The sequence below is a fragment of the Paenibacillus sp. 3LSP genome (assembly GCF_032465655.1).
GTDB classification, from domain to species: Bacteria; Bacillota; Bacilli; order Paenibacillales; family Paenibacillaceae; genus Fontibacillus; species Fontibacillus barengoltzii.
Genome location: NZ_JAWDJI010000099.1, coordinates 1 through 18,824, shown reverse-complemented (window position 1 = coordinate 18,824; position 18,824 = coordinate 1). Strand labels below are relative to the sequence as shown.

The window sequence follows — 18,824 nt, the reverse complement described above, 5'->3', positions numbered from 1 at the left end:
TTTTTTTAAGCTATCGTACTATTATTGTAGAAAAAGAGGGAGATCGCGCTTGAAGATATCGGATCTATGGGGTACAAAGTTTCTATCCTCCCGCTTCATACTTTGGGCTTTGTTCGTATGTAATCTCTTGGGAACGATTTACGGCTATATATGGTACGATGCGCAGTTGCTGGACACCTGGCGGAATCATCCACATTGGCAAATCGTGTTCGTCCCCGACAGCCCAACCGCCAGCTTATTCTTCACGTTAAGCCTGTTGTTCCTGCTGTTCCCGTCGAAGTTAGCGAAATACTTCCGCCTCCGTACCTTGATCGAGGGGCTAGCGGTCGTGACGAGTGTGAAATACGGGGTGTGGGCCGTAACGATGATTTTCGCCGGGGCCTATCAGGGGAGCGAGCTGGTGTGGCAGGACTGGATGCTGGTCGCCTCCCATTTGGCGATGGCCGTAGAGGCGTTGTTGTTCGTCCGATTGTACAAGTTTGGGACGTTTATGTTGCTTGGGGCCGGTGCTTGGACGCTGCTCAATGATACGGTGGATTATACCTACGAAGTTTATCCCTGGTTACCGGAGACGTTGTGGGATGACGTTCCTGAAGTGGCGGTCTTTACCGTAATCTTGACGGTAGCGAGCGTTGCTGCCGGCTGGCTTGCGCTGAAACAAGCCAAACGCGCTTGAGGCCGGGGTTCTAACGTAGGACAGCCTGCCATACCATGATGGTAGGGAGGGGATGTCCGTGAGAAGAACTTGGTTGAGAGGAGCAACAGCCGTACTGACTTTGCTTGCCGCGACGCTGCTATGGACTTCGGTGGTATTTGCAGAGCCTGTGAAGAACGGAACCGAGAGCAAGCCATCTACGTCCAAGGCAGGGACGCCGGCGATGTCCGAACAGGAACGCAGCGAGCGGCTCAAGCAGCTGGAATTGGCATCGGAACGGCTATATGAGCATATGCAGCAAGGGAGTGGCCAAGAAGCGCTGGCCGACATGGAGGCGTTAATCCAAGCGCTGGAGGGCGTATCCTTTAAGGGGTTAACTTCGGTAGAGGGTATCCATGCCTTGGCGGAAACGATTATGGACACCAAAGAGACGTTAGTTAGGGCGGATGCTCAGCCTGAAGCCTGGGCGCTATCCTCAGCCCGGCTGCGGCTGGCGGTCAATAGTTTGCTACATCCCGATAAGGCCTTATGGCAGCAATATTATAAGGTGATGTCCGATGATTTGCAGCAGATGAAACAGGCGCGTGCAGGCGGCAAACCTGCGGGGCTGCGCAAGGCGTTCCAGGCGCTGCAGGATCATTACGATGTCGTGCGTCCGGCTGCAGTGATTCGTCGTCCGGCCTCCGAGATCAACCGTTTTGAGTCGTGGCTATCGTATACTGAAGGACTAAGCGGTGCACAATCCTGGGATGAAAAGGCTCTGAAAGGAGCGATCGAGCAAGGAGAAGGCGAACTCAAAGCGCTGTTTGGCCGCCGGGGAGACGAGCCTGTATTCCTGCCGGTTACCGGCGTGGACAGTCCGTGGTATTGGAGTGCGTTGATTGGGCTGTGGATCGTGCTTGCCTTGACCTACACGGGAATTCGGAAGTATCGCGCGGATCAAGCGGTAACTGCAGTTCGAGCGCAGCGCCCGGCGGAAGAGATGAATCGGTACCGGCTTTAGGCAGGGATTTACGAAAAAAGCTTAAGAGGAAGGGAGAACACTAAACCTCTTAAGCTTTTTTTTGATGGTAAGTGCGGTTTAATCTTCTTTAAATCCTTCGCCATGCACATCGTGGACGTCATTGATGATGATAAACGCCCGTGGATCTACCGATTTGGCGATGGATTGTAACCTCCGACTCTCCTGCCTGGAAACGACGCAGTAGGCCACATGCTTCGCTTGCTTCGAGTAGGCGCCAATGGCTGGAATCAACGTAACGCCGCGGTCCATCTCCTTCGTAATGATATCGGCGATCGCGGGTGCATGGTCGCTGATGATCGTAAACGCCTTGGCTGAATATGCGCCCTCTTGAATAAAATCGATCACTTTCGAGGAGATATAGACGGCTACAAGCGTGTACAAAATATTTTCCTTCCTAATATAGAAGAGCGATAACCCGATAATGATGATGTCCAGCGTCAGGATGACCTGTCCCATGCTGAACCCGTACTTGCGGCCCAGAATCCGGGCTACAATATCCGATCCTCCGGTGGTGCCGCCGAAGCGGAAGACGATGCCAAGCCCTGCCCCTAGCGTCACCCCTGCATATAACGAGACGAGGATATAGTCTGTCTGTGTCTCAAACGGTAATATCCAGCCATGATCGATCATCTGTTCAAACAGCCACAGGAAGAGCGTTAACGAGCCGATACCAACTCCAGTCCATAGAATGGAGCGTCCGCCGAGGATTTTCCAGCCGATCAGAAACAACGGGATATTCAGCAGGAGGTTGGAAAGCGAAGGCGAAATGCCAAACGCATAGTTCAGCAGCAACGTCACACCGGTAACCCCGCCTTCCATCAGTTGGTTCGGTAGGATAAAATAAAGAAGGCCAAACGCATAAATCGCCGTACCCAGCATGATGGGTAGCAGTGTTTTTAGAAATCCGGTCAATTTGCTCAATGCCATGAAAAAACCTCACCTGTCTCTAGCGTTATTTATGTTATGTACTGTGCTGCGGGCAATTGGATAGATCTGCCTCTCCTAGTATACCTTTTTCTTCGCCGATTAAAAAAGGATTTGTTTTCGTCACCTACTTACGATAACATAGGGAAAAACGGGACATAAAGCGGAGGGATCGGCACTTGGATCGGAACAATGAGAAATCTCTCGCGGAAATGCAGCGCGAAGTAGACCGTTATATCTCGCAGTTTAAAGAAGGCTATTTCAGCCCGCTGACGATGCTCGCTCGCATGACGGAGGAAGTAGGCGAGCTGGCCCGCGAGGTGAACCATACCTTTGGCGAAAAGCCAAAGAAGAAAGATGAACCGGAAAATTCGATTGAGCTCGAATTGGGCGATATCCTGTTTATTACCATATGCTTTGCCAATTCCCTTGGGATTAATCTTACCGAGGCCCATGATAAGGTGATGCATAAATTTGCGACCCGCGATGCGGATCGTTGGACGAAAAAGGACACCGAATAGGGTCAATCTTCATATGCTGTTAGCATGATCATCCCTACAGTAAAGGGGGATAGCATATGAAGGCGGAGGATTATTTACAACGAGCTTACCGAAGCATCTACGAAAACGACTTTGCACAGGCAATGCACTGGTTCGAACGAGCGCTGGACGTCCAGCCGGATCACGCGGACATCCATTATCGCTACTCGATCACTTGTGCCCGGAGCGGGCAGCTGGATAAGGCGCTTCAACACGCGCGTCTGGCTGCAGCGCTGGAGCCTGAGCAGGACGAATATAAACTGCATTACGATCGTTTGCAGTCCATGGAACTGACGCAGATGGCCAGACGGCAGCTGGAGGCTGCCGGTGCCAAGCGGAAAGCGGCAGCTGAGCCAGCAGCCCGCATGTTAAAGCGTGCGGTCGAGCTGGACCCGTTGTCGTTGGATGCGCAGGTTTGGCTGGCAATCGCCTACGGCGAATTAGAGTGCTACGACCTTGCGCTGCAGGCGGTTCGGGACGCATCGGCCCTTCCATTGGACGCTGGTGCAGCTGGTCAGCTTAAAGAGTTGGAGCAGCGGTTGAAGCAGCAAATGAAGCAATCATCATAGTAAAGAATGTGAGGAGATCGAATGTCGGAACCGATTAAAGTCGCCGTGGCGGGCGCCGCAGGCAGAATGGGCAGAGAAGTCGTCAAAATGGTGCTCCAGGACCCGGAGCTTCAACTGGTTGCTGCTGTGAATTTATCCAATGAAGGCATCGATGCCGGAACGCTGGTTGGCCTTCCGGCTTGCGGCGTGCCGATCACCACGAATTTAGAAGAAGCGCTGCGGGAGACGAGCCCGCGGGTGCTGGTTGATTTTACGACACCGCAGTACGCATATACGAACACCGAACTTGCGATTCGGTACGGCGTTTCGCCGGTTGTAGGGACGACCGGGTTTACGCCGGAACAGATCGAAGAACTGGACAAGCTGTGCCATGAGCAGGGAATCGGCGGATTGATTGCTCCAAACTTCTCCATCGGGGCGATCCTGATGATGCGTTTTGCAGCGCAGGCGGCGAAGTATTTTCCACATCTGGAGATCATCGAATACCATGGTGACCAGAAGCTGGATGCCCCTTCAGGGACAGCGGTGAAGACGGCGGAGCTGATCGCGCAGAACCGGAAGGAGCTTCGTCAGGGCAACCCGAACGAGGAAGAGACGATTGAAGGTGCACGCGGCGGTTATTATAACGGATTCCGGATACATAGCGTCCGGTTACCTGGTGTGTTTGCACAGCAGGAAGTGGTGTTCGGCGGCTTTGGCCAGACGCTGAAGATTCGTCATGATTCGTATGAGCGTGCCGGTTATATGCCGGGCGTGAATTTGGCCATTAAGAAAATCATTGACTGCAAGGGCATGATTTACGGGTTCGACCACTTCATGGATGAATAAAGGGGATAAGGCATATGTTAAACATCGCATTTATAGCTCATGACCGTAAAAAAGAAGATATCGTGAATTTCGTCATCGCCTACGAACATGTATTCAAAGGGAAAAAGCTTTATTCCACGGGAACAACTGGACAACGAATCATGGAAAATACTTCGCTTCAAATCCATCGGTTCCTATCGGGACCGCTTGGCGGCGATCAGCAAATCGGGGCGTTAATTGCTCAAAACGAGATGGATCTGGTCATCTTCCTGCGCGACCCATTGTTGGCACAGCCCCATGAGCCGGACATCACTGCACTTCTGCGCTTGTGCGACGTGCATGGAATACCCGTTGCAACGAATATGGCTACGGCAGAGATCTTGGTACGTGCCTTGGATCGCGGCGACTTCGGTTGGCGCGAACTGGTAGAACAAAATAAACCGGGGTTGACAAAATGAACGGTTTACTGGATATCTTAATCTTTGGGGCACATGCGGACGATGCCGAAATCGGCATGGCCGGAACCATTGCCAAGCATACTGCTGCAGGGTACCGCGTGGGCATCTGCGATTTGACCGAAGCGGAGCTGTCCTCTAACGGCAATCCCGTGCTGCGCAAGCAGGAAGCCGAGGCGGCAGCCGATGTGCTCGGATTAGCCGCACGCATCAATTTGGGACTGCCTGACCGCGGGTTAACCGGGTCGGCGGAGCAGCTCGCCGCGGTTACTGAGGTGATTCGGCAGTATGCGCCGCGAATGGTTTTTGCTCCATATTGGGATGATCGTCACCCCGATCATATCGATTGCAGCAAGCTGGTGGAGGCGGCGGTGTTCAACGCCAAGCTGCGTCGGTATATGCCGGACAAGCCGGCGGTGGCTGCGCCTGAGCTTTATTTTTATTTCATTAATGACTGGGTATCGCCGGATCTGATCGTCGATGTGAGCGCAAATTATGAGCAGAAGGAGCGGGCGCTCCGGTGTTACCGTTCTCAATTTGAAGCCGGTTCACCGGGGGAAGACGTTGCCTTAACTCCGCTGAATCAGGGATATGTGGAACGGGTCAAAGCCCGCGATTCCCTGATTGGTCAGCGTGCTCTAATTCCGTTCGCTGAAGGTTTTATGACGAAAACCGCATATCAAGTTAATCTATTTGGCTCCCATCGTTCATAAGCTGGAAGAGGGAACAAACATAAAGGAGGCCCCCACCATATGGAACCATTTTTGAAAATAGGCATCACTTGTTATCCATCCTTGGGCGGTTCGGGGGTTGTGGCCACCGAGCTTGGGAAGTTGCTGGCGGATAAGGGCCACGAAGTCCATTTTATTTCGCATAGCGTTCCTTTTCGCTTAGGGAGTTACCATAAAAATATTTTTTATCATGAAGTTGAAGTCAGCGATTACTACGTGTTCCGGTATCCGCCTTACGATTTGTCGTTAGCGACCAAAATGGCTACGGTAGCCAAAGAGCAAGGACTGGATGTTCTGCATGTTCACTACGCAGTGCCCCACGCGGTATGCGCGTTTCTCGCCAAACAAATGGTAGGTGACTCGCTTAAAGTCGTGACAACGCTGCATGGGACCGATATCACCGTCCTGGCACAGGATGAATCGCTGAAGGACTTGATTCGTCTGGCGATTAATGAAAGTGATGCAGTGACGTCGGTGTCCCGAGATTTGATGCGGGAAACTCGTGAGGTCCTCGATATTACGCGAGATATCGATTTGACGTATAACTTTGTGGATGAGCGGGTGTACTATCCGCGCGACGCCAAGAGCTGCCGGACGAATTTTGCTGCTCCGGGCGAGAAAGTGCTGATGCATATCTCCAACTTTCGGCCGGTGAAGCGGGTGAGTGATGTGGTGGATATTTTCTATCAAGTTAGTCAGGAAGTACCGGCGAAGCTGTTGTTTGTGGGGGAAGGACCGGATCTGCCGAAGATCCAATGCAAAATCAAGGAGTTAGGCTTAGCCGACCGGGTGCATTTCCTCGGAAAACAGGACGATATCGCCCATGTCATCTCCATGGCGGACGTCTTGCTGCTGCCTTCGGAGAAAGAGAGCTTTGGGTTAGTCGCCCTTGAGGCAATGGCTTGCGGAGTGCCAACGATCGGTTCAATCGCCGGCGGGATTCCGGAGCTGGTGAAGCACGGGGAGACCGGCTACTTGGCGCCGATTGGCGATACGAAACAGATGGCGGCGCATTGCATTTCTCTGTTTAAGAATCCGGAGCTGGCCGTGCGGATGCGTGAAGCTTGTTTATCCCGGGCCAAACACGAGTTCAGCAGTGATAAAATGATGGCTGCGTACGAAGAAATTTATTACCGTGTGCTCAATGTTCCAATGCCAACGTTAAATCCGGCTTGCGGTTGAGGCGACCGTAAGTTTGATAAATGAGTTCATAGCATCGTAACGGCGCAGGGCTGGAGAGTCCTGCGCTTGCTGTGCCGTTTTTTTGTCTATGCTTGTAGTGATTGGAAAGGAGGTGTCCGCAATCGAAAAACAACACTGGAGTCAAGTGGACCCCCTCATGCTGGCTCAGGGGGAACGTGTGCTGCGTATTTTGCGAGATGGCGGGCACCAGGCTTTTTTTGTCGGGGGCTGTGTCCGTGACGAACTGATGGGACGCCCGGTCCACGACATGGATATTGCTACCTCAGCCAAGCCGGATGAGGTGGTTCGATTGTTTGAACGCACGATCCCGACGGGGATTCAACACGGCACGGTTACGGTGATGATGGAGGATCATGCGTTTGAGGTGACGACGTTCCGCAAGGAATCGGATTACGCTGATTACCGCCGTCCCACGTCCGTGGAGTTCGTTGATGCGGTGACGGAGGATTTGCGGCGGCGGGACTTCACGATGAATGCCATCGCCCGGGGGCTGGAAGGGGAGATGATTGATCCGTTTGGCGGACAGATGGATATTGAGCGGAGGCTGATCCGCTGCGTGGGTGATGCCGAAGAACGGTTTACGGAGGATGCGTTGCGCATGATGCGGGCGGTCCGGTTCGCTTCGACCTTCGGGTTCCGCCCGGTCTTGAGCTTGTGGAAGGCGCTCCTGGCAGGCCGGGACAAGCTCGGCTATATCGCGACGGAGCGCGTGCGCATGGAGCTTGAAAAAATCGTGCTGGGCCCAGACCCGTTGCGCGGGCTGGCCCTGCTGGAACGCAGCGGGCTGCTGCGGTACGCGAAGGCGGCGCAGGAGCCCGCTGCGGAGATGCTTGGCGCTGCGGAGATGCTTGGCGCTGCGGCGGAGGCTGGCGCCAATGTGGTGGCTGGCGCCAATGCGGTGGCTGGCGCCGTCGCCGCGCTGGCGCGCCGCCTGCTGCACCGCGAGCCGCCGCGCCGGGCGCTGCTGGCGGCGTTGCCGCTGCTGGCGCCTGCGCCGCCGGCGCTGCGCTGGTCGCTGCTGCTTCAGGCGCTGGGCGCCCCGGGCGAGGCGGCTTCCCCGCTGCTCAAAAGCTGGACGTTCCCGAACCGGACCGCCCAAGAGGCGGCTGGGATCGTCCGCTTTGATGAAGCGTGGGAAGCCATCCTGGCCGAGGCGCCAGGCGAGCGCGAGCAGCGGCGCGGCTGGATCGGCCTGCAGGTCGCGTTTGGCCGCGAGACCGCCGCGTGGTGGCTGCACCGCCAGCAGGCGGTGGTGCAAGCGGCCATAGGCGACGATGCGAAGCGGCAGGCCGACCAGGCGATATTGGCACGGGCGGCGGCATGGCACCGCGAGGTGCAAGTACATACGCTGAAGGAGCTCGCCATCAGCGGCGGCGACGTGCTGCAAGCGGCCGGCCGCAAAGGCGGCCCTTGGCTTAGCGAACGGCTAAAGCAACTGTTGATCGCGGTTGCCGCAGGTGAGCTGCCCAACGACCGGGCAACGCTCCTGAAACATGTGGAAACGGTGGTGGAGGATGATGGAAGCAAACCGATTGCTTGACATGCTGTTGGAGCATCCGGGGCAATATATATCTGGCGAGGAGCTGAGCCGCCGGCTGTCGATCAGCCGGACGGCAGTATGGAAGCAAATCGCCAAGCTGCGTGAAGAAGGTTACGAATTTGAATCCGCTCCTCGCAGGGGGTACCGGTTGACTCGGCAGCCTGACAAGCTAAGCCATGCCGGCTTGCTGCATGCCCTCCAGGGGGCGCAGATGTTTGGCAAACGGCTGAAGCTGCTGGACAGCACGCCCTCCACGCAGGAAGAAGTCCGCAGGTTGGCGGAGGAAGGCGCGCCTCACGGTACGCTTGTGCTTGCCGAAGAGCAGACGGCAGGGCGCGGGCGCCAAGGGCGCCGCTGGTATTCACCGCCGGGCAAAGGCGTATGGATGAGCCTGCTGCTGCGTCCCGATCGCCAACCGCTGTCGATTGCACCGCAGTTGACTTTGCTGACCGCTGTAGCGGTTTGCCGCGCGATACGGAAAGTCACGGGTGTGGATGTCGGCATCAAATGGCCAAACGATATTTTAGCCCGCGGCCGGAAGCTGTGCGGCATTATCGTGGAGTCTGCGGCAGAGGATGAGCTGATCCGGTACGCCGTCGCCGGGATTGGCATTGATGTCAATCTGGCAGCCTCCGACATTCCGCCGGAGCTGGAAGCCATCGCGACCTCGTTATTGATCGAAAGCGGGCAGCGGATTGATCGGACAAGCTTGATCGGCGCAGTAGTCAAGGAGCTGGAGCAGCTTTATGCGCTATATTTCCAGGAAGGGTTTGCGCCCATCGGCCACTTGTGGGAGGCGCTGTCGGTCACGTTGGGGCGGGAGATCATCGTGCATACGCCAAACGGGGTACTCCAAGGCACGGCAACCGGATTGGATTCGAGCGGCGCATTGCTCTTAATGGATCAGAATGGCCAACATTTCACGATTTTCTCTGGAGAAGTACAACTTGGCGGATGAAAAAATTAACGTAATTTGTTATACTGAGCACAGGAGGCGGTATCGGCATCGTCCTGAACTGCACTCCGGGTGCTTGTCGGAGGTATGAATGTGGTGAAAGTTCAAACCGTCGGCCGACGTTTTGAATGACCACAAATCAAGTTGCGTTGGATTCTGCTCTGAGCCGAAAGAGGACCGAGACAGAAGAACGAGGATGATAACTCACTCTTCTTTGGACTTCGGACCTTTTTAGTGCCAAACTAAAAGGTTTTTTTTGTTGTGCGCGTTTTTGGAGGACTCGCACAAAGCCAAACCGAAGGAGATGGATCACATGGCAGGGAAACAAGCTTTAAACATTGTCAAAATGAAAAAAATGAAGCAAGACGGCATTCCGCTCGCGATGATTACCGCCTACGACTATCCGTCGGCTCAACTGGCTGAGGAAGCGGGGGCGGATTTGCTGCTGGTCGGTGACTCGCTGGGCAACGTTGTTCTGGGGTACGATTCGACGATCCCGGTCACATTGGACGATATGGTATATCATAGTCGTTCCGTTGCGCGCGGGGCGCAGCACACCTTCATCGTGGTGGATATGCCGTTTATGACATATCACGGAAGTATTGACGAAACGTTGCGGAACGTTCGCCGTTTAATGCAAGAGGGGCATGCCCACGCCGTCAAAATGGAAGGCGGCGCGGAGATCGCTCCTGCTGTTCAAGCCATCGTGCAAGCCGGGGTACCGGTGCTGGGACACATCGGATTGACGCCTCAATCCGTGAACCAGATTGGCGGTTACCGGGTGCAGGGCAAAGACGCGGCCGATGCCAAGCGGCTCATGGAGGATGCCAAGGCGTTGGAACGTGCCGGTGCCTTCGGGGTTGTGCTGGAGTTGGTCACCGAGGAAGTGGCAACGGCCATCTCCCGCGAATTGAGTATTCCGACCATCGGCATTGGCGCGGGACGCGGTTGTGACGGCCAAGTGCTCGTGTATCATGATGTGTTGAAATATACGGCAGATTACCGGGATAAACGGTTTGTCAAAACCTACGCCGATATCGGCGCACAGATCCGCCAGGGGATTCTAGAATATGTAACGGATGTCAAAAATCGCTCGTTCCCGGCAGAAGAGCATGTTTTCCGCGCGGACCAAGGCGTGCAGGAATCGCTGGGAACTTTGTATGGTAAAGGAAAGGTGGAAGTCCGGTCATGAAGACCTTTGAGAAGATTGTCCCGCTCCGTGAACAGTTGAAGGATGCGCGGTTCACAGCAGCGAAAGAAGGAAAGCAAATCAAAGTTGCGCTCGTGCCAACGATGGGATATTTGCACGAGGGGCATGCCAGCTTGCTGCGCAAAGCACGGGCGGAGAACGATCTGGTGGTGCTGAGCATCTTCGTGAACCCGATCCAGTTCGGGCCGAACGAGGATTTTGAACGCTACCCCCGCGATCCGGAGAAAGACCTGGCCTTAGCCGAGCGTGAAGGTGTGGATTTCGTCTTTTTGCCCACTGTAGAAGAAATGTATCCTGAGCCAACCCGTACTCACATTAAGGTCGACGGTTTGACTGACGTGCTGTGCGGTGCTTCCCGGCCGGGCCATTTCGACGGGGTCACTACCGTTGTAGGCAAGTTGTTTCATATCGTGCAGCCGGACCGTGCTTATTTCGGGCAAAAAGATGCCCAACAGGTGGCGGTCATTACGCGGATGGTAGAGGATTTGAACTTTGATATCGAAGTGATTCCTTGTCCAATCGTGCGGGAAGCTGATGGATTGGCACTTAGCTCCCGAAATGTATACTTGAGTCCGGAAGAACGGCAGGCAGCGCTTGTTTTATCCCGCAGTCTTGAGGGTGCAAGGGCTAAGGCAGAGGGGCAAACTCCTGTTACCGCAGGGGAGCTGCGGGAGGAAATCCGCGAGAAGATCAGCGCTGAACCGCTGGCGAATATCGATTATGTGGAAGTTTCGGATTTTCCGGAATTGTCGCCTTTGGCAGAGGATGAACGTGTTGATGCAGCCGGCCGCCAAAAAGGGGTGTTGATCGCCGTTGCCGTCAAATTTGGAACAACGCGGTTGATCGACAACGTAATTTTAACGAAAAGGGTGAACCCGTAATGTATAGAACGATGATGAAATCGAAAATTCACCGTGCCACCGTGACGGAAGCGAACCTGAACTACGTGGGCAGCATTACTATAGATGAGGATCTGATGGAGGCTGCCGATCTGTTGGAGAACGAGCAGGTTCAAATCGTCAACAACAATAACGGCGCCCGCCTGGAAACGTACGTGATTCCTGGACCTCGCGGCAGCGGCGTGATTTGCTTGAATGGTGCAGCAGCGCGACTGGTGCAACCTGGTGATAATGTCATCATTATTTCTTATGCTCTAATGTCACCGGAAGAAGTCCGCAGCCACAAGCCAACCGTCGTGTTCGTTGACGAAAACAACAAGCCGGTGGAAAAGGCGCATCAAGAACTCCACGCCATGATCCGCTAAATCGGTTGTTTAATAAGGCACCTTCGGCGTAACGAAGGAGCCATAGAAGGAGGGCTCGGCATTTTTGCCGGGCCCTTGGTGTGTTTAAATATGGTGTGTCCGCGTTACACTATACTGATGTCACCGAAATGTATATGATTTTTCGAGTACATTGGGCTGTGAGCAACAACAACCACCGCAATGTACTTGATTTTTCGCACATAATCTGACTGTAGTTCGCAATCCCTCGCCAATATACATGATTTTTCATATAGAATTAGGCGAAATGCCCGGGAAACGCCTAAATGTACATGAAATTTCGAGTACATTCCGCCCCAAGAGGGCAAAAACACCGCATTGTACATGAAATTTCGAGTACATTGGGGTGTAAGCCGCAACAACCGCTGAAATGTACTTGATTTTTCACATACAATTCCACATACAATTCCACATGACCCCCAGAGATCCATCCCTCAAAAAGTGTAATTCCTCCCTGCCGGAATGAAATCGTCCCGCGAAACAAAAAATGTACGTAAGGCTCGGACTGATTTCATTTTCGTTAGGGGGGATGCGAATGATGTTTCAGCATGTGTTTGCGGAAATGAATGAGATGTTGGACGAAATCACGAGGAAATACCCCTTGGCTGGCCAAGCCCAGAAGCAGGAACTTGCGAAAAAGTGGAACCTGCTTCAGCATATGAGTGACGGCATTATCGAGGAATGGTTGAGCTTTGAGGAGAAAATGGGATATTTACGCCATGCGTTCCGAAGTCTGGAGTCCAGAGAAATTCCCGATCTTCCTGAATTGGATGACCCCGCCTTTGTGAAAGGCCAAGGATATTACAAGCTGCTGATGTTTCCCCAGGCTTCTGCCCAATTCGAGCAGGTGGTGAAGCAATTTACGGACAGCATGTTAGCCCGGACCTATCTGGGGATGTGCCATCTGCACCTCAAGCAATATGACAAAGCCGCCAAGCATTTCTGGATCGTGCTGGAAAAGGCTGCAAATAAGCGCCTGCGTTCTATTATCTACAACGCGCTGGGGTGTATTGAGGCGCACAAGGGCGTATTTGACAAGGCAAAAGAGTACTTCAAGTTGGCTCACCACCATGATCCGTCCTTACCCGAGCCGTTGGCCAATTTGGAGGCCTGTGCGAACAGTACAGGGAAACTCCATTACGGTCCCGAGTTGACGTCGTTATTGTAGATTTATCGCTCATTGACTTGGAAATTCACGCACTTATTACGGCATGTTTTGGAAGCGATGCGAACCCCCGCTTACGGCGGCGCATCGCTTGTTTTATTTTGTGATTTTTATTACAGATATGGTTTGTATTAATTTTCAAATTGGCTATCTTCTGTTATGCTGTAAAGAGACTGGAATGAAGGGACATCTAATTGCAATGAAATATGCTGTGCTTGATTTTGAAACGACGGGTAACCAGTCCTCTGATGAAATCATTCAAGTGGGACTTGCCATTATAGAGCCGGATCGATCAATTTCTCAGGTGTATCGTTCCTTCGTTAAGCCGGGCGTACCGATTCCTCCGTTTATTACGGGGTTAACGGGCATTACCGAAGAGGATGTGAAGGATGCGCCAGAGCTGGACGAAGTGATGGTGGAGATGGTTCCACTACTTAACGACGTCGTGTTGGTTGGGCACAATGTAGCGTTTGATTTTAACTACATGCAGAGCGCCTTGGACAAGACGGGGTATTTGCCGTTTACAGGACGGATTCTGGATACGATGGATTTCCTGAAAATTCTGTTCCCTTCACTGACTTCCTACCAGCTAGGGATGGTGGCGGCGGAGTTTGAGGTGGAGCATGAGCGTCCGCACCAGGCGGACAGTGACGCATTGGCGACAGCGCTGATTTTCCTCAAATGCTTGGAGGAATGTGACCGATTGCCGCTATTGACTTTACAGCGTTTGGCAGATCTGTTTGCCGGTGAGGACAGCGATCTCGGGTGGTTTTTTGATGCCATGGTGCAGGAAAAAGAGCGGGAAGCTTTGCCAAGCGAAGACGGCTATGTCTACTACCGCCAATTCGCCTTGCAGGTGGAAGATTGGCTCGACATCGAAGCGCCAAGGGACAGCACGGAACGTAATCCGCTGGAGAACGTGACCTTCGAGCAGTTTATGGAGCAGGTCCGAGAACGGCTGCGGGAACGATTGCCGCAGTACGAGGAACGGGAAGCTCAGAACATGATGCTACACGAGGTCATGCGAGCTTTTGAGGAAGATAAGCACCTGCTCGTTGAGGCTGGAACTGGGACGGGCAAATCCTTGGGATATCTGCTGCCGGCCATTTACCACAGCGTCAAGAATGAAGAGAAGGTCATGGTGAGCACGCACACGATCAACCTGCAGGAACAGCTTAGAGAGCGCGATGTGCCGTTGTTGACGGAGGTCGTGCCTTTTCCGTTTCGTGCAGCCGTTTTTAAAGGTAGGCAGCATTATTTGTGCTTGCGCAAATTTGAACATAAAATAAATAGAAAAGACTTCTCTACACCTAAAGAAGAGGTGATGACGGCCGCGCAAATGGTCGTATGGCTGACCCAAACAGAAAGCGGCGATGACGAAGAGCTGAATCTCGGCAATCGCGGCGGTGATTTTTGGGAGACAGTGGCCAGTGAGTCGGAATCCTGCTTGGGCCGCTCCTGTCCTTGGTTCCGCAAATGCTTCTATCATCGCGCAAAACACGAAGCCGGTGTCGCGGACGTGGTGATTACGAACCACTCCAAGCTATTTACAGACATCCAGGCGGGGCATCAGCTGCTGCCGGGCTACGAGCGATTAGTAATCGATGAAGCGCATCATTTAGAGGATGTGGCCGGCAAGCATTTGGGGATTCATATGAAGTATTTTACGGTTGTGCATACGCTGACCCGGCTGTATAAAGACAGCAAGACGGGGCAATTGGCCAACCTCCGCAGCACGCTCGAAGCGTCAGCCGCAGAGAAATCCTCGGATTGGTGTTCGGTCATCGACGGAATCTTCCCTACGCTGGTGGATGTGAAGGAGAGCTGGGACAAGCTCAGCGAGTTGCTGTTCAGCTTAATGCCTGACCGCAGTGACGCCGCCCCTGGTGATCCTGGACAGTTCGTGTACCGGTTGCTGCCGAATCGCAAGCCCAAGGATTGGGAGACGTTGACCGCGCTAGAGAATCAAATTTATGTAGGTCTCGGCGACGTGCTTCGGAAAGGGGAGCGCCTTCTGTCCGAAATCCGAGAAGAGCAGGACGATTATGCAGCGGAGAGCTTGATCACCGATATTAGCGGGTTGTTTAAAGATTTAGCCGGAGAACGGGAAGCGCTTCGCTTCTTCATGAAGCTAGAGAGCGAGGATACCGTCTATTGGATGGAAGCGAACGGGAACTTCCGCAGCCGGTCGCTGCAAATGTATGCGGTGCCGATTGACGTCAGCGCTCAGTTGAAGCAATTTTTCTTCGATCGGAAGAAGAGCGTCGTCATGACGTCTGCGACTTTATCTGTAGATAAATCGTTCCAATATATGATTGAGCAGCTTGGCTTGACGGAGGCAGCGGAAGAGGATCGGCTGATCACCGCGATGCTGCCATCGCCGTTTAATTACCGTGATCAGGCGTTGCTGGTGATTCCGCGCGATTTTCCAAGTGTGAAAGGCAGCGTGGGGGATGATCATTTCATTAACACGCTGGTTCAATCGCTGGCGGATGCCGCGGTGGCGACACAGGGGCGCATGCTAGTGCTGTTTACATCGTACAAGATGCTCAGGCAGGTGTATGACCCGCTGAAAGAACGGCTTGCAGCGGAAGGCATCACGGTGATCGGGCAAGGGATGGACAGCGGCAGCCGCACCAAGCTGACCCGGCGCTTCCAAGGGAACAGCGCATCGGTGCTGCTCGGGACAAGCAGCTTCTGGGAAGGGGTGGATATCCCTGGCGAGGCGCTGACCAGTTTAGCAATTGTACGCTTGCCGTTCCAGCCGCCAAACCATCCGCTGGTGGAAGCGAAGAGCGAACGTCTGCAGCGGGAGAAGAAGAATCCATTCATGAAGCTGTCTGTCCCGCAGGCGGTCATTCGCTTTAAGCAAGGGTTCGGACGACTTGTCCGTTCGTCGCAGGATCGCGGCATCGTGATCGTTTATGATACCCGGATCCTGGAATCATATTATGGAAAATATTTCTTATACTCATTGCCAGGACCGAAGATGGAGCATATGCCATTAACTCAAATGGTGCCGCGTATCTCGGAATGGTTAAATCCCGAAGCCTAAGCCGCTTCATAGATCGTAATGGAGAATAGGGGGAACAATGCATGAAGTCAGATAAAATTTCGGACGCTGTCGTCCGCAGACTGCCGGTTTACCTGCGTTTTTTAAATGAACTCAGCCGCCGTGAGGTGCCAACGGTGTCCTCCCAGGAGCTTGGACAGAAGCTGGATCTTAATCCGGCGCAAATCCGTAAGGATTTAGCTTATTTCGGCGATTTTGGCCGGAAGGGGATCGGCTACGATGTCGCTTATTTGATTGAGAAAATTCAACAAATTTTAAATCTGGACCAACAGATTAACGTCGCGCTGGTGGGCGCCGGGAATCTGGGCCAAGCCCTTTCGAATTATAATGCGTATTTGAAGGATAATATGAAGATTGTTGCGGTGTTCGACGCTTCGCCGGCGAAAATCGGTAAGCAGATCAACAACATTACGATTCAGCCGATCGAAGAGCTGGCGGAAACTGTTCGGGCGAAAAATATCCGCATTGGCATCATCACCGTACCGGATACAGAAGCCCAACGGGTGGCGGACGAGCTGGTGGCCGCCGGAATCGGTGCGATTCTGAACTTCGCGCCAACGATTCTGAAGGTTCCGCCGGAAGTTCGGATTCATGCGGCTGATTTCACCACAGATTTGCTGAGCTTGGCTTACTACTTGGAAAACGGAAAGGAAACAAGCAACGTATGAGTCGGAAATGGTTAATTAAGAACGGGACGTTTGCCGTTTTAGATGCGGATCGTCCTGTGGTTCACGGATATATGCTCGTTGAGGGCGATACGATCAGCTATATCGGGGAAGAGCGCCCGGAAGGCGTGGAAGGCGCCGAGACTTTGGACGGCAAAGGGTTGTTATTCTTGCCGGGCCTGATCAATACCCATGGCCATGCGGCGATGTCGCTGCTGCGCGGTTACGGAGATGACATGGTGCTGCAAACCTGGCTGCAGGAGAAAATGTGGCCAATGGAAGCCAAATTTACGGCAGCGGATGTGTATGCCGGTACGGCATTGTCCGTGTTGGAAATGCTCAAGGGCGGCACGACGACGTTCCTGGATATGTACGATCATATGGACGAAGTGGCCAAAGTCGTGGAGGAATCAGGCATTCGCGCCGTGCTGATGCGCGGGGCCATCGGTTTGTGCTCCCCGGAAGAGCAAGATCAGAAGCTCAAGGAAGCGATCGCGTTTGCGCAGAACTGGCACGGCAAGGCAGAAGGACGCATCACCACGATGATGTCACCGCATGCACCGTACACCTGCCCGCCGGCTTTCATCGAGAAATTTGTGCAAGCTGCCCATGATCTCGATTTGCCAATGCATACGCATATGTCGGAGACGCGCGCCGAGGTAGAGCAGAACGTGAACGATTACGGCGTCCGTCCGGTAGAGCATTTGTTGAAGCTGGGGATGTTCTCCCGCCCAACCCTGCTTGCCCATGCGGTGCATTTGACCGACGAGGAAATCGATATCTTGGCAGCCCACGGAGTTACAATTTCGCATAACCCGGGCAGTAACTTGAAGCTGGCCAGCGGTGTCGCCCGCGTACCTGAACTCTTGAAGAAAGGCGTAGTGGTATCGCTGGGGACCGACGGTCCGGCGAGCAACAATAACCTGGATATGCTGGAGGAGATTCGTTTGGCTGCGCTGATCCATAAAGGCGTATCCGGCGATCCAACGGCGGTTCCGGCACTGGAAGCCTTGAAGATGGGAACGGAATACGGTGCAAAATCAGTCTTCTTGCAAAATACAGGCAAGCTGGCTGCAGGCATGAAGGCAGATATTATCGCCTTGAACACGGAGCAAGCCCATTTCCTGCCGAGAACAGATTATATCTCCCATACCGTTTACTCCGCTGGGGCCAAGGACGTGGAGCATGTCTGGGTGAACGGCAAGCAGGTTGTCAAACACGGGGCTTGCTTGACGCTGGATGAGGAACGTATCCGCTACGAGGCGCAGGCGGCGTTTGAGGGACTGCTGGCACGATAATGAGCGGCGCGCGGTTTCCAGAAGGAGGCTGCTTGCATAGGAAGGGAAAGGAAGAGAAGCTTGAGGAAGCGAACGAAATGGATCCTGCTGTCCCTTGTGATCCTGTTGATCGTGCTCCTGGGTCTCCACCGGTTTTATCTATACATTCATGAGGATACGTGGGAAGCCGAAAGAGCCGCCATTCAGCAGGCAAAGCAAGAGACAGATCTCGTCCGGGGCGACAAAGTTTGGAAGTCGGTATGGGATGAAGTCATCTGGGTCGTACAAGGTGAAGATGCCTCCGGTCGTCAGATGATGGTCTGGCTGCGGGAAGGACATGATCCGGAGGTACGCCTACTGGCTGATGGCAAGTCCGAGAGCCAAATGCGTGAGATTATCAAACAATCGTTGCCGGGGATCCGAGTGGTTCGGCTGCTGCCAGGCATTTACAATAATCAACTGGTGTGGCAGCTGTTCTATAAAGAGAAGGACCACCATTACTACCGGTTTTTCAGTTTCACGACCGGCGAGGCTTTGCCGGAAGTGTTCACCCTGCCGAATCGCTGACGGGGAGTCTATGAATGAATCATATCTAACGGTTTCGTTGTTTAGGCGAAGAGCCTGAATGGCGGAACCGTTTTTTATGTTTGGCTTGAGAAATTGTAGCATTTCGGGTTAGAACTACTAGGCTTTATTTTTAAATATATTCACACATTCCTTCGAATTTATATATACGATGTGATATACTGA

At 53.5% G+C, this 18,824-nt stretch carries 19 protein-coding genes; 18 read left to right on the top strand and 1 reads right to left on the bottom strand.

From position 1 onward, the window contains the following. The first annotated feature begins 49 nt into the window (after nucleotides 1-49). Nucleotides 50-676 carry a DUF1405 domain-containing protein gene (locus RW092_RS08235; RefSeq protein WP_316009963.1) on the top strand — a complete coding sequence of 209 codons (627 nt, stop codon included), beginning with the start codon at nucleotides 50-52 and terminating at the stop codon, nucleotides 674-676. A gap of 58 nt (nucleotides 677-734) precedes the next feature. Then, on the top strand, nucleotides 735-1,658 hold the full coding sequence (locus tag RW092_RS08230; RefSeq protein WP_051416985.1) for a sporulation protein YpjB: 924 nt from the start codon (nucleotides 735-737) through the stop codon (nucleotides 1,656-1,658). Between the two features lie 78 nt (nucleotides 1,659-1,736). Here RW092_RS08230 and RW092_RS08225 read toward each other — a convergent pair whose 3' ends face one another. Further along, the gene (locus tag RW092_RS08225; RefSeq protein WP_016311829.1) at nucleotides 1,737-2,606 is read right to left on the bottom strand and encodes a YitT family protein; all 870 of its coding nucleotides are present in this window, start codon (nucleotides 2,604-2,606) and stop codon (nucleotides 1,737-1,739) included. A gap of 209 nt (nucleotides 2,607-2,815) precedes the next feature. On the opposite strand from RW092_RS08225, the gene RW092_RS08220 reads away from it, so the two are divergent. From RW092_RS08220 to RW092_RS08145, 16 genes are all read left to right on the top strand, one after another. Continuing rightward, entirely contained in the window at nucleotides 2,816-3,124 is a 309-nt protein-coding gene (locus RW092_RS08220) for a nucleotide pyrophosphohydrolase (RefSeq protein WP_036700413.1), read from the top strand. A gap of 56 nt (nucleotides 3,125-3,180) precedes the next feature. After that, the gene (locus tag RW092_RS08215; protein WP_016311831.1) at nucleotides 3,181-3,711 is read left to right on the top strand and encodes a tetratricopeptide repeat protein; all 531 of its coding nucleotides are present in this window, start codon (nucleotides 3,181-3,183) and stop codon (nucleotides 3,709-3,711) included. A gap of 21 nt (nucleotides 3,712-3,732) precedes the next feature. Then, nucleotides 3,733-4,539: a 4-hydroxy-tetrahydrodipicolinate reductase gene (gene dapB, locus RW092_RS08210; RefSeq protein WP_316009962.1), complete on the top strand. Its 807-nt coding sequence runs from the start codon at nucleotides 3,733-3,735 to the stop codon at nucleotides 4,537-4,539. Between the two features lie 14 nt (nucleotides 4,540-4,553). Then, nucleotides 4,554-4,976, top strand: a complete 423-nt coding sequence (mgsA, locus tag RW092_RS08205; protein ID WP_028539169.1) for a methylglyoxal synthase — start codon at nucleotides 4,554-4,556, stop codon at nucleotides 4,974-4,976. Further along, nucleotides 4,973-5,686: a bacillithiol biosynthesis deacetylase BshB1 gene (gene bshB1, locus RW092_RS08200; protein WP_028539168.1), complete on the top strand. Its 714-nt coding sequence runs from the start codon at nucleotides 4,973-4,975 to the stop codon at nucleotides 5,684-5,686. The genes mgsA and bshB1 overlap by 4 nt, the downstream gene beginning before the upstream one ends. A gap of 39 nt (nucleotides 5,687-5,725) precedes the next feature. Then, complete coding sequence (gene bshA / locus RW092_RS08195; protein WP_316009961.1) at nucleotides 5,726-6,886, top strand: N-acetyl-alpha-D-glucosaminyl L-malate synthase BshA; 1,161 nt, start codon at nucleotides 5,726-5,728, stop codon at nucleotides 6,884-6,886. 88 nt (nucleotides 6,887-6,974) lie between these two features. After that, complete coding sequence (locus RW092_RS08190) at nucleotides 6,975-8,447, top strand: CCA tRNA nucleotidyltransferase (protein WP_410055523.1); 1,473 nt, start codon at nucleotides 6,975-6,977, stop codon at nucleotides 8,445-8,447. Continuing rightward, a complete protein-coding gene (locus RW092_RS08185; protein WP_316009960.1) occupies nucleotides 8,422-9,405 on the top strand; it encodes a biotin--[acetyl-CoA-carboxylase] ligase in 984 nt (327 codons plus the stop codon). Before RW092_RS08190 ends, RW092_RS08185 begins: the two co-directional genes overlap by 26 nt. Before the next feature lie 310 nt (nucleotides 9,406-9,715). Continuing rightward, complete coding sequence (gene panB / locus RW092_RS08180) at nucleotides 9,716-10,594, top strand: 3-methyl-2-oxobutanoate hydroxymethyltransferase (protein WP_028539164.1); 879 nt, start codon at nucleotides 9,716-9,718, stop codon at nucleotides 10,592-10,594. Continuing rightward, on the top strand, nucleotides 10,591-11,493 hold the full coding sequence (panC, locus tag RW092_RS08175) for a pantoate--beta-alanine ligase (protein WP_316009959.1): 903 nt from the start codon (nucleotides 10,591-10,593) through the stop codon (nucleotides 11,491-11,493). Before panB ends, panC begins: the two co-directional genes overlap by 4 nt. Then, entirely contained in the window at nucleotides 11,493-11,876 is a 384-nt protein-coding gene (gene panD / locus RW092_RS08170; RefSeq protein ID WP_028539162.1) for an aspartate 1-decarboxylase, read from the top strand. Before panC ends, panD begins: the two co-directional genes overlap by 1 nt. Nucleotides 11,877-12,429: 553 nt before the next feature. Then, complete coding sequence (locus RW092_RS08165; RefSeq protein ID WP_316009958.1) at nucleotides 12,430-13,062, top strand: tetratricopeptide repeat protein; 633 nt, start codon at nucleotides 12,430-12,432, stop codon at nucleotides 13,060-13,062. 196 nt (nucleotides 13,063-13,258) lie between these two features. Continuing rightward, nucleotides 13,259-16,114 (top strand): ATP-dependent DNA helicase DinG, encoded by a 2,856-nt coding sequence (gene dinG / locus RW092_RS08160; RefSeq protein ID WP_316009966.1) that lies wholly within the window; start codon nucleotides 13,259-13,261, stop codon nucleotides 16,112-16,114. 41 nt (nucleotides 16,115-16,155) lie between these two features. Beyond that, nucleotides 16,156-16,800 (top strand): redox-sensing transcriptional repressor Rex, encoded by a 645-nt coding sequence (locus RW092_RS08155; RefSeq protein ID WP_016311843.1) that lies wholly within the window; start codon nucleotides 16,156-16,158, stop codon nucleotides 16,798-16,800. After that, complete coding sequence (locus tag RW092_RS08150) at nucleotides 16,797-18,095, top strand: amidohydrolase (protein WP_085169231.1); 1,299 nt, start codon at nucleotides 16,797-16,799, stop codon at nucleotides 18,093-18,095. Before RW092_RS08155 ends, RW092_RS08150 begins: the two co-directional genes overlap by 4 nt. Nucleotides 18,096-18,155: 60 nt before the next feature. Then, nucleotides 18,156-18,641, top strand: a complete 486-nt coding sequence (locus tag RW092_RS08145) for a cell wall elongation regulator TseB-like domain-containing protein (RefSeq protein ID WP_016311845.1) — start codon at nucleotides 18,156-18,158, stop codon at nucleotides 18,639-18,641. The last annotated feature ends 183 nt before the right edge of the window (nucleotides 18,642-18,824 follow it).

Excerpts from the sequence above, each read along its gene's own strand:
- RW092_RS08225 (WP_016311829.1), bottom strand. The coding sequence starts at position 2,606 with ATGGCATTGAGCAAATTGACCGGATTTCTAAAAACACTGCTACCCATC.
- RW092_RS08220 (WP_036700413.1), top strand. The coding sequence starts at position 2,816 with ATGCAGCGCGAAGTAGACCGTTATATCTCGCAGTTTAAAGAAGGCTAT.
- RW092_RS08215 (WP_016311831.1), top strand. The coding sequence starts at position 3,181 with ATGAAGGCGGAGGATTATTTACAACGAGCTTACCGAAGCATCTACGAA.
- dapB (WP_316009962.1), top strand. The coding sequence starts at position 3,733 with ATGTCGGAACCGATTAAAGTCGCCGTGGCGGGCGCCGCAGGCAGAATG.
- mgsA (WP_028539169.1), top strand. The coding sequence starts at position 4,554 with ATGTTAAACATCGCATTTATAGCTCATGACCGTAAAAAAGAAGATATC.
- bshB1 (WP_028539168.1), top strand. The coding sequence starts at position 4,973 with ATGAACGGTTTACTGGATATCTTAATCTTTGGGGCACATGCGGACGAT.
- bshA (WP_316009961.1), top strand. The coding sequence starts at position 5,726 with ATGGAACCATTTTTGAAAATAGGCATCACTTGTTATCCATCCTTGGGC.
- RW092_RS08190 (WP_410055523.1), top strand. The coding sequence starts at position 6,975 with ATGCTTGTAGTGATTGGAAAGGAGGTGTCCGCAATCGAAAAACAACAC.
- RW092_RS08185 (WP_316009960.1), top strand. The coding sequence starts at position 8,422 with ATGATGGAAGCAAACCGATTGCTTGACATGCTGTTGGAGCATCCGGGG.
- panB (WP_028539164.1), top strand. The coding sequence starts at position 9,716 with ATGGCAGGGAAACAAGCTTTAAACATTGTCAAAATGAAAAAAATGAAG.
- panC (WP_316009959.1), top strand. The coding sequence starts at position 10,591 with ATGAAGACCTTTGAGAAGATTGTCCCGCTCCGTGAACAGTTGAAGGAT.
- panD (WP_028539162.1), top strand. The coding sequence starts at position 11,493 with ATGTATAGAACGATGATGAAATCGAAAATTCACCGTGCCACCGTGACG.
- RW092_RS08165 (WP_316009958.1), top strand. The coding sequence starts at position 12,430 with ATGATGTTTCAGCATGTGTTTGCGGAAATGAATGAGATGTTGGACGAA.
- dinG (WP_316009966.1), top strand. The coding sequence starts at position 13,259 with ATGAAATATGCTGTGCTTGATTTTGAAACGACGGGTAACCAGTCCTCT.
- RW092_RS08155 (WP_016311843.1), top strand. The coding sequence starts at position 16,156 with ATGAAGTCAGATAAAATTTCGGACGCTGTCGTCCGCAGACTGCCGGTT.
- RW092_RS08150 (WP_085169231.1), top strand. The coding sequence starts at position 16,797 with ATGAGTCGGAAATGGTTAATTAAGAACGGGACGTTTGCCGTTTTAGAT.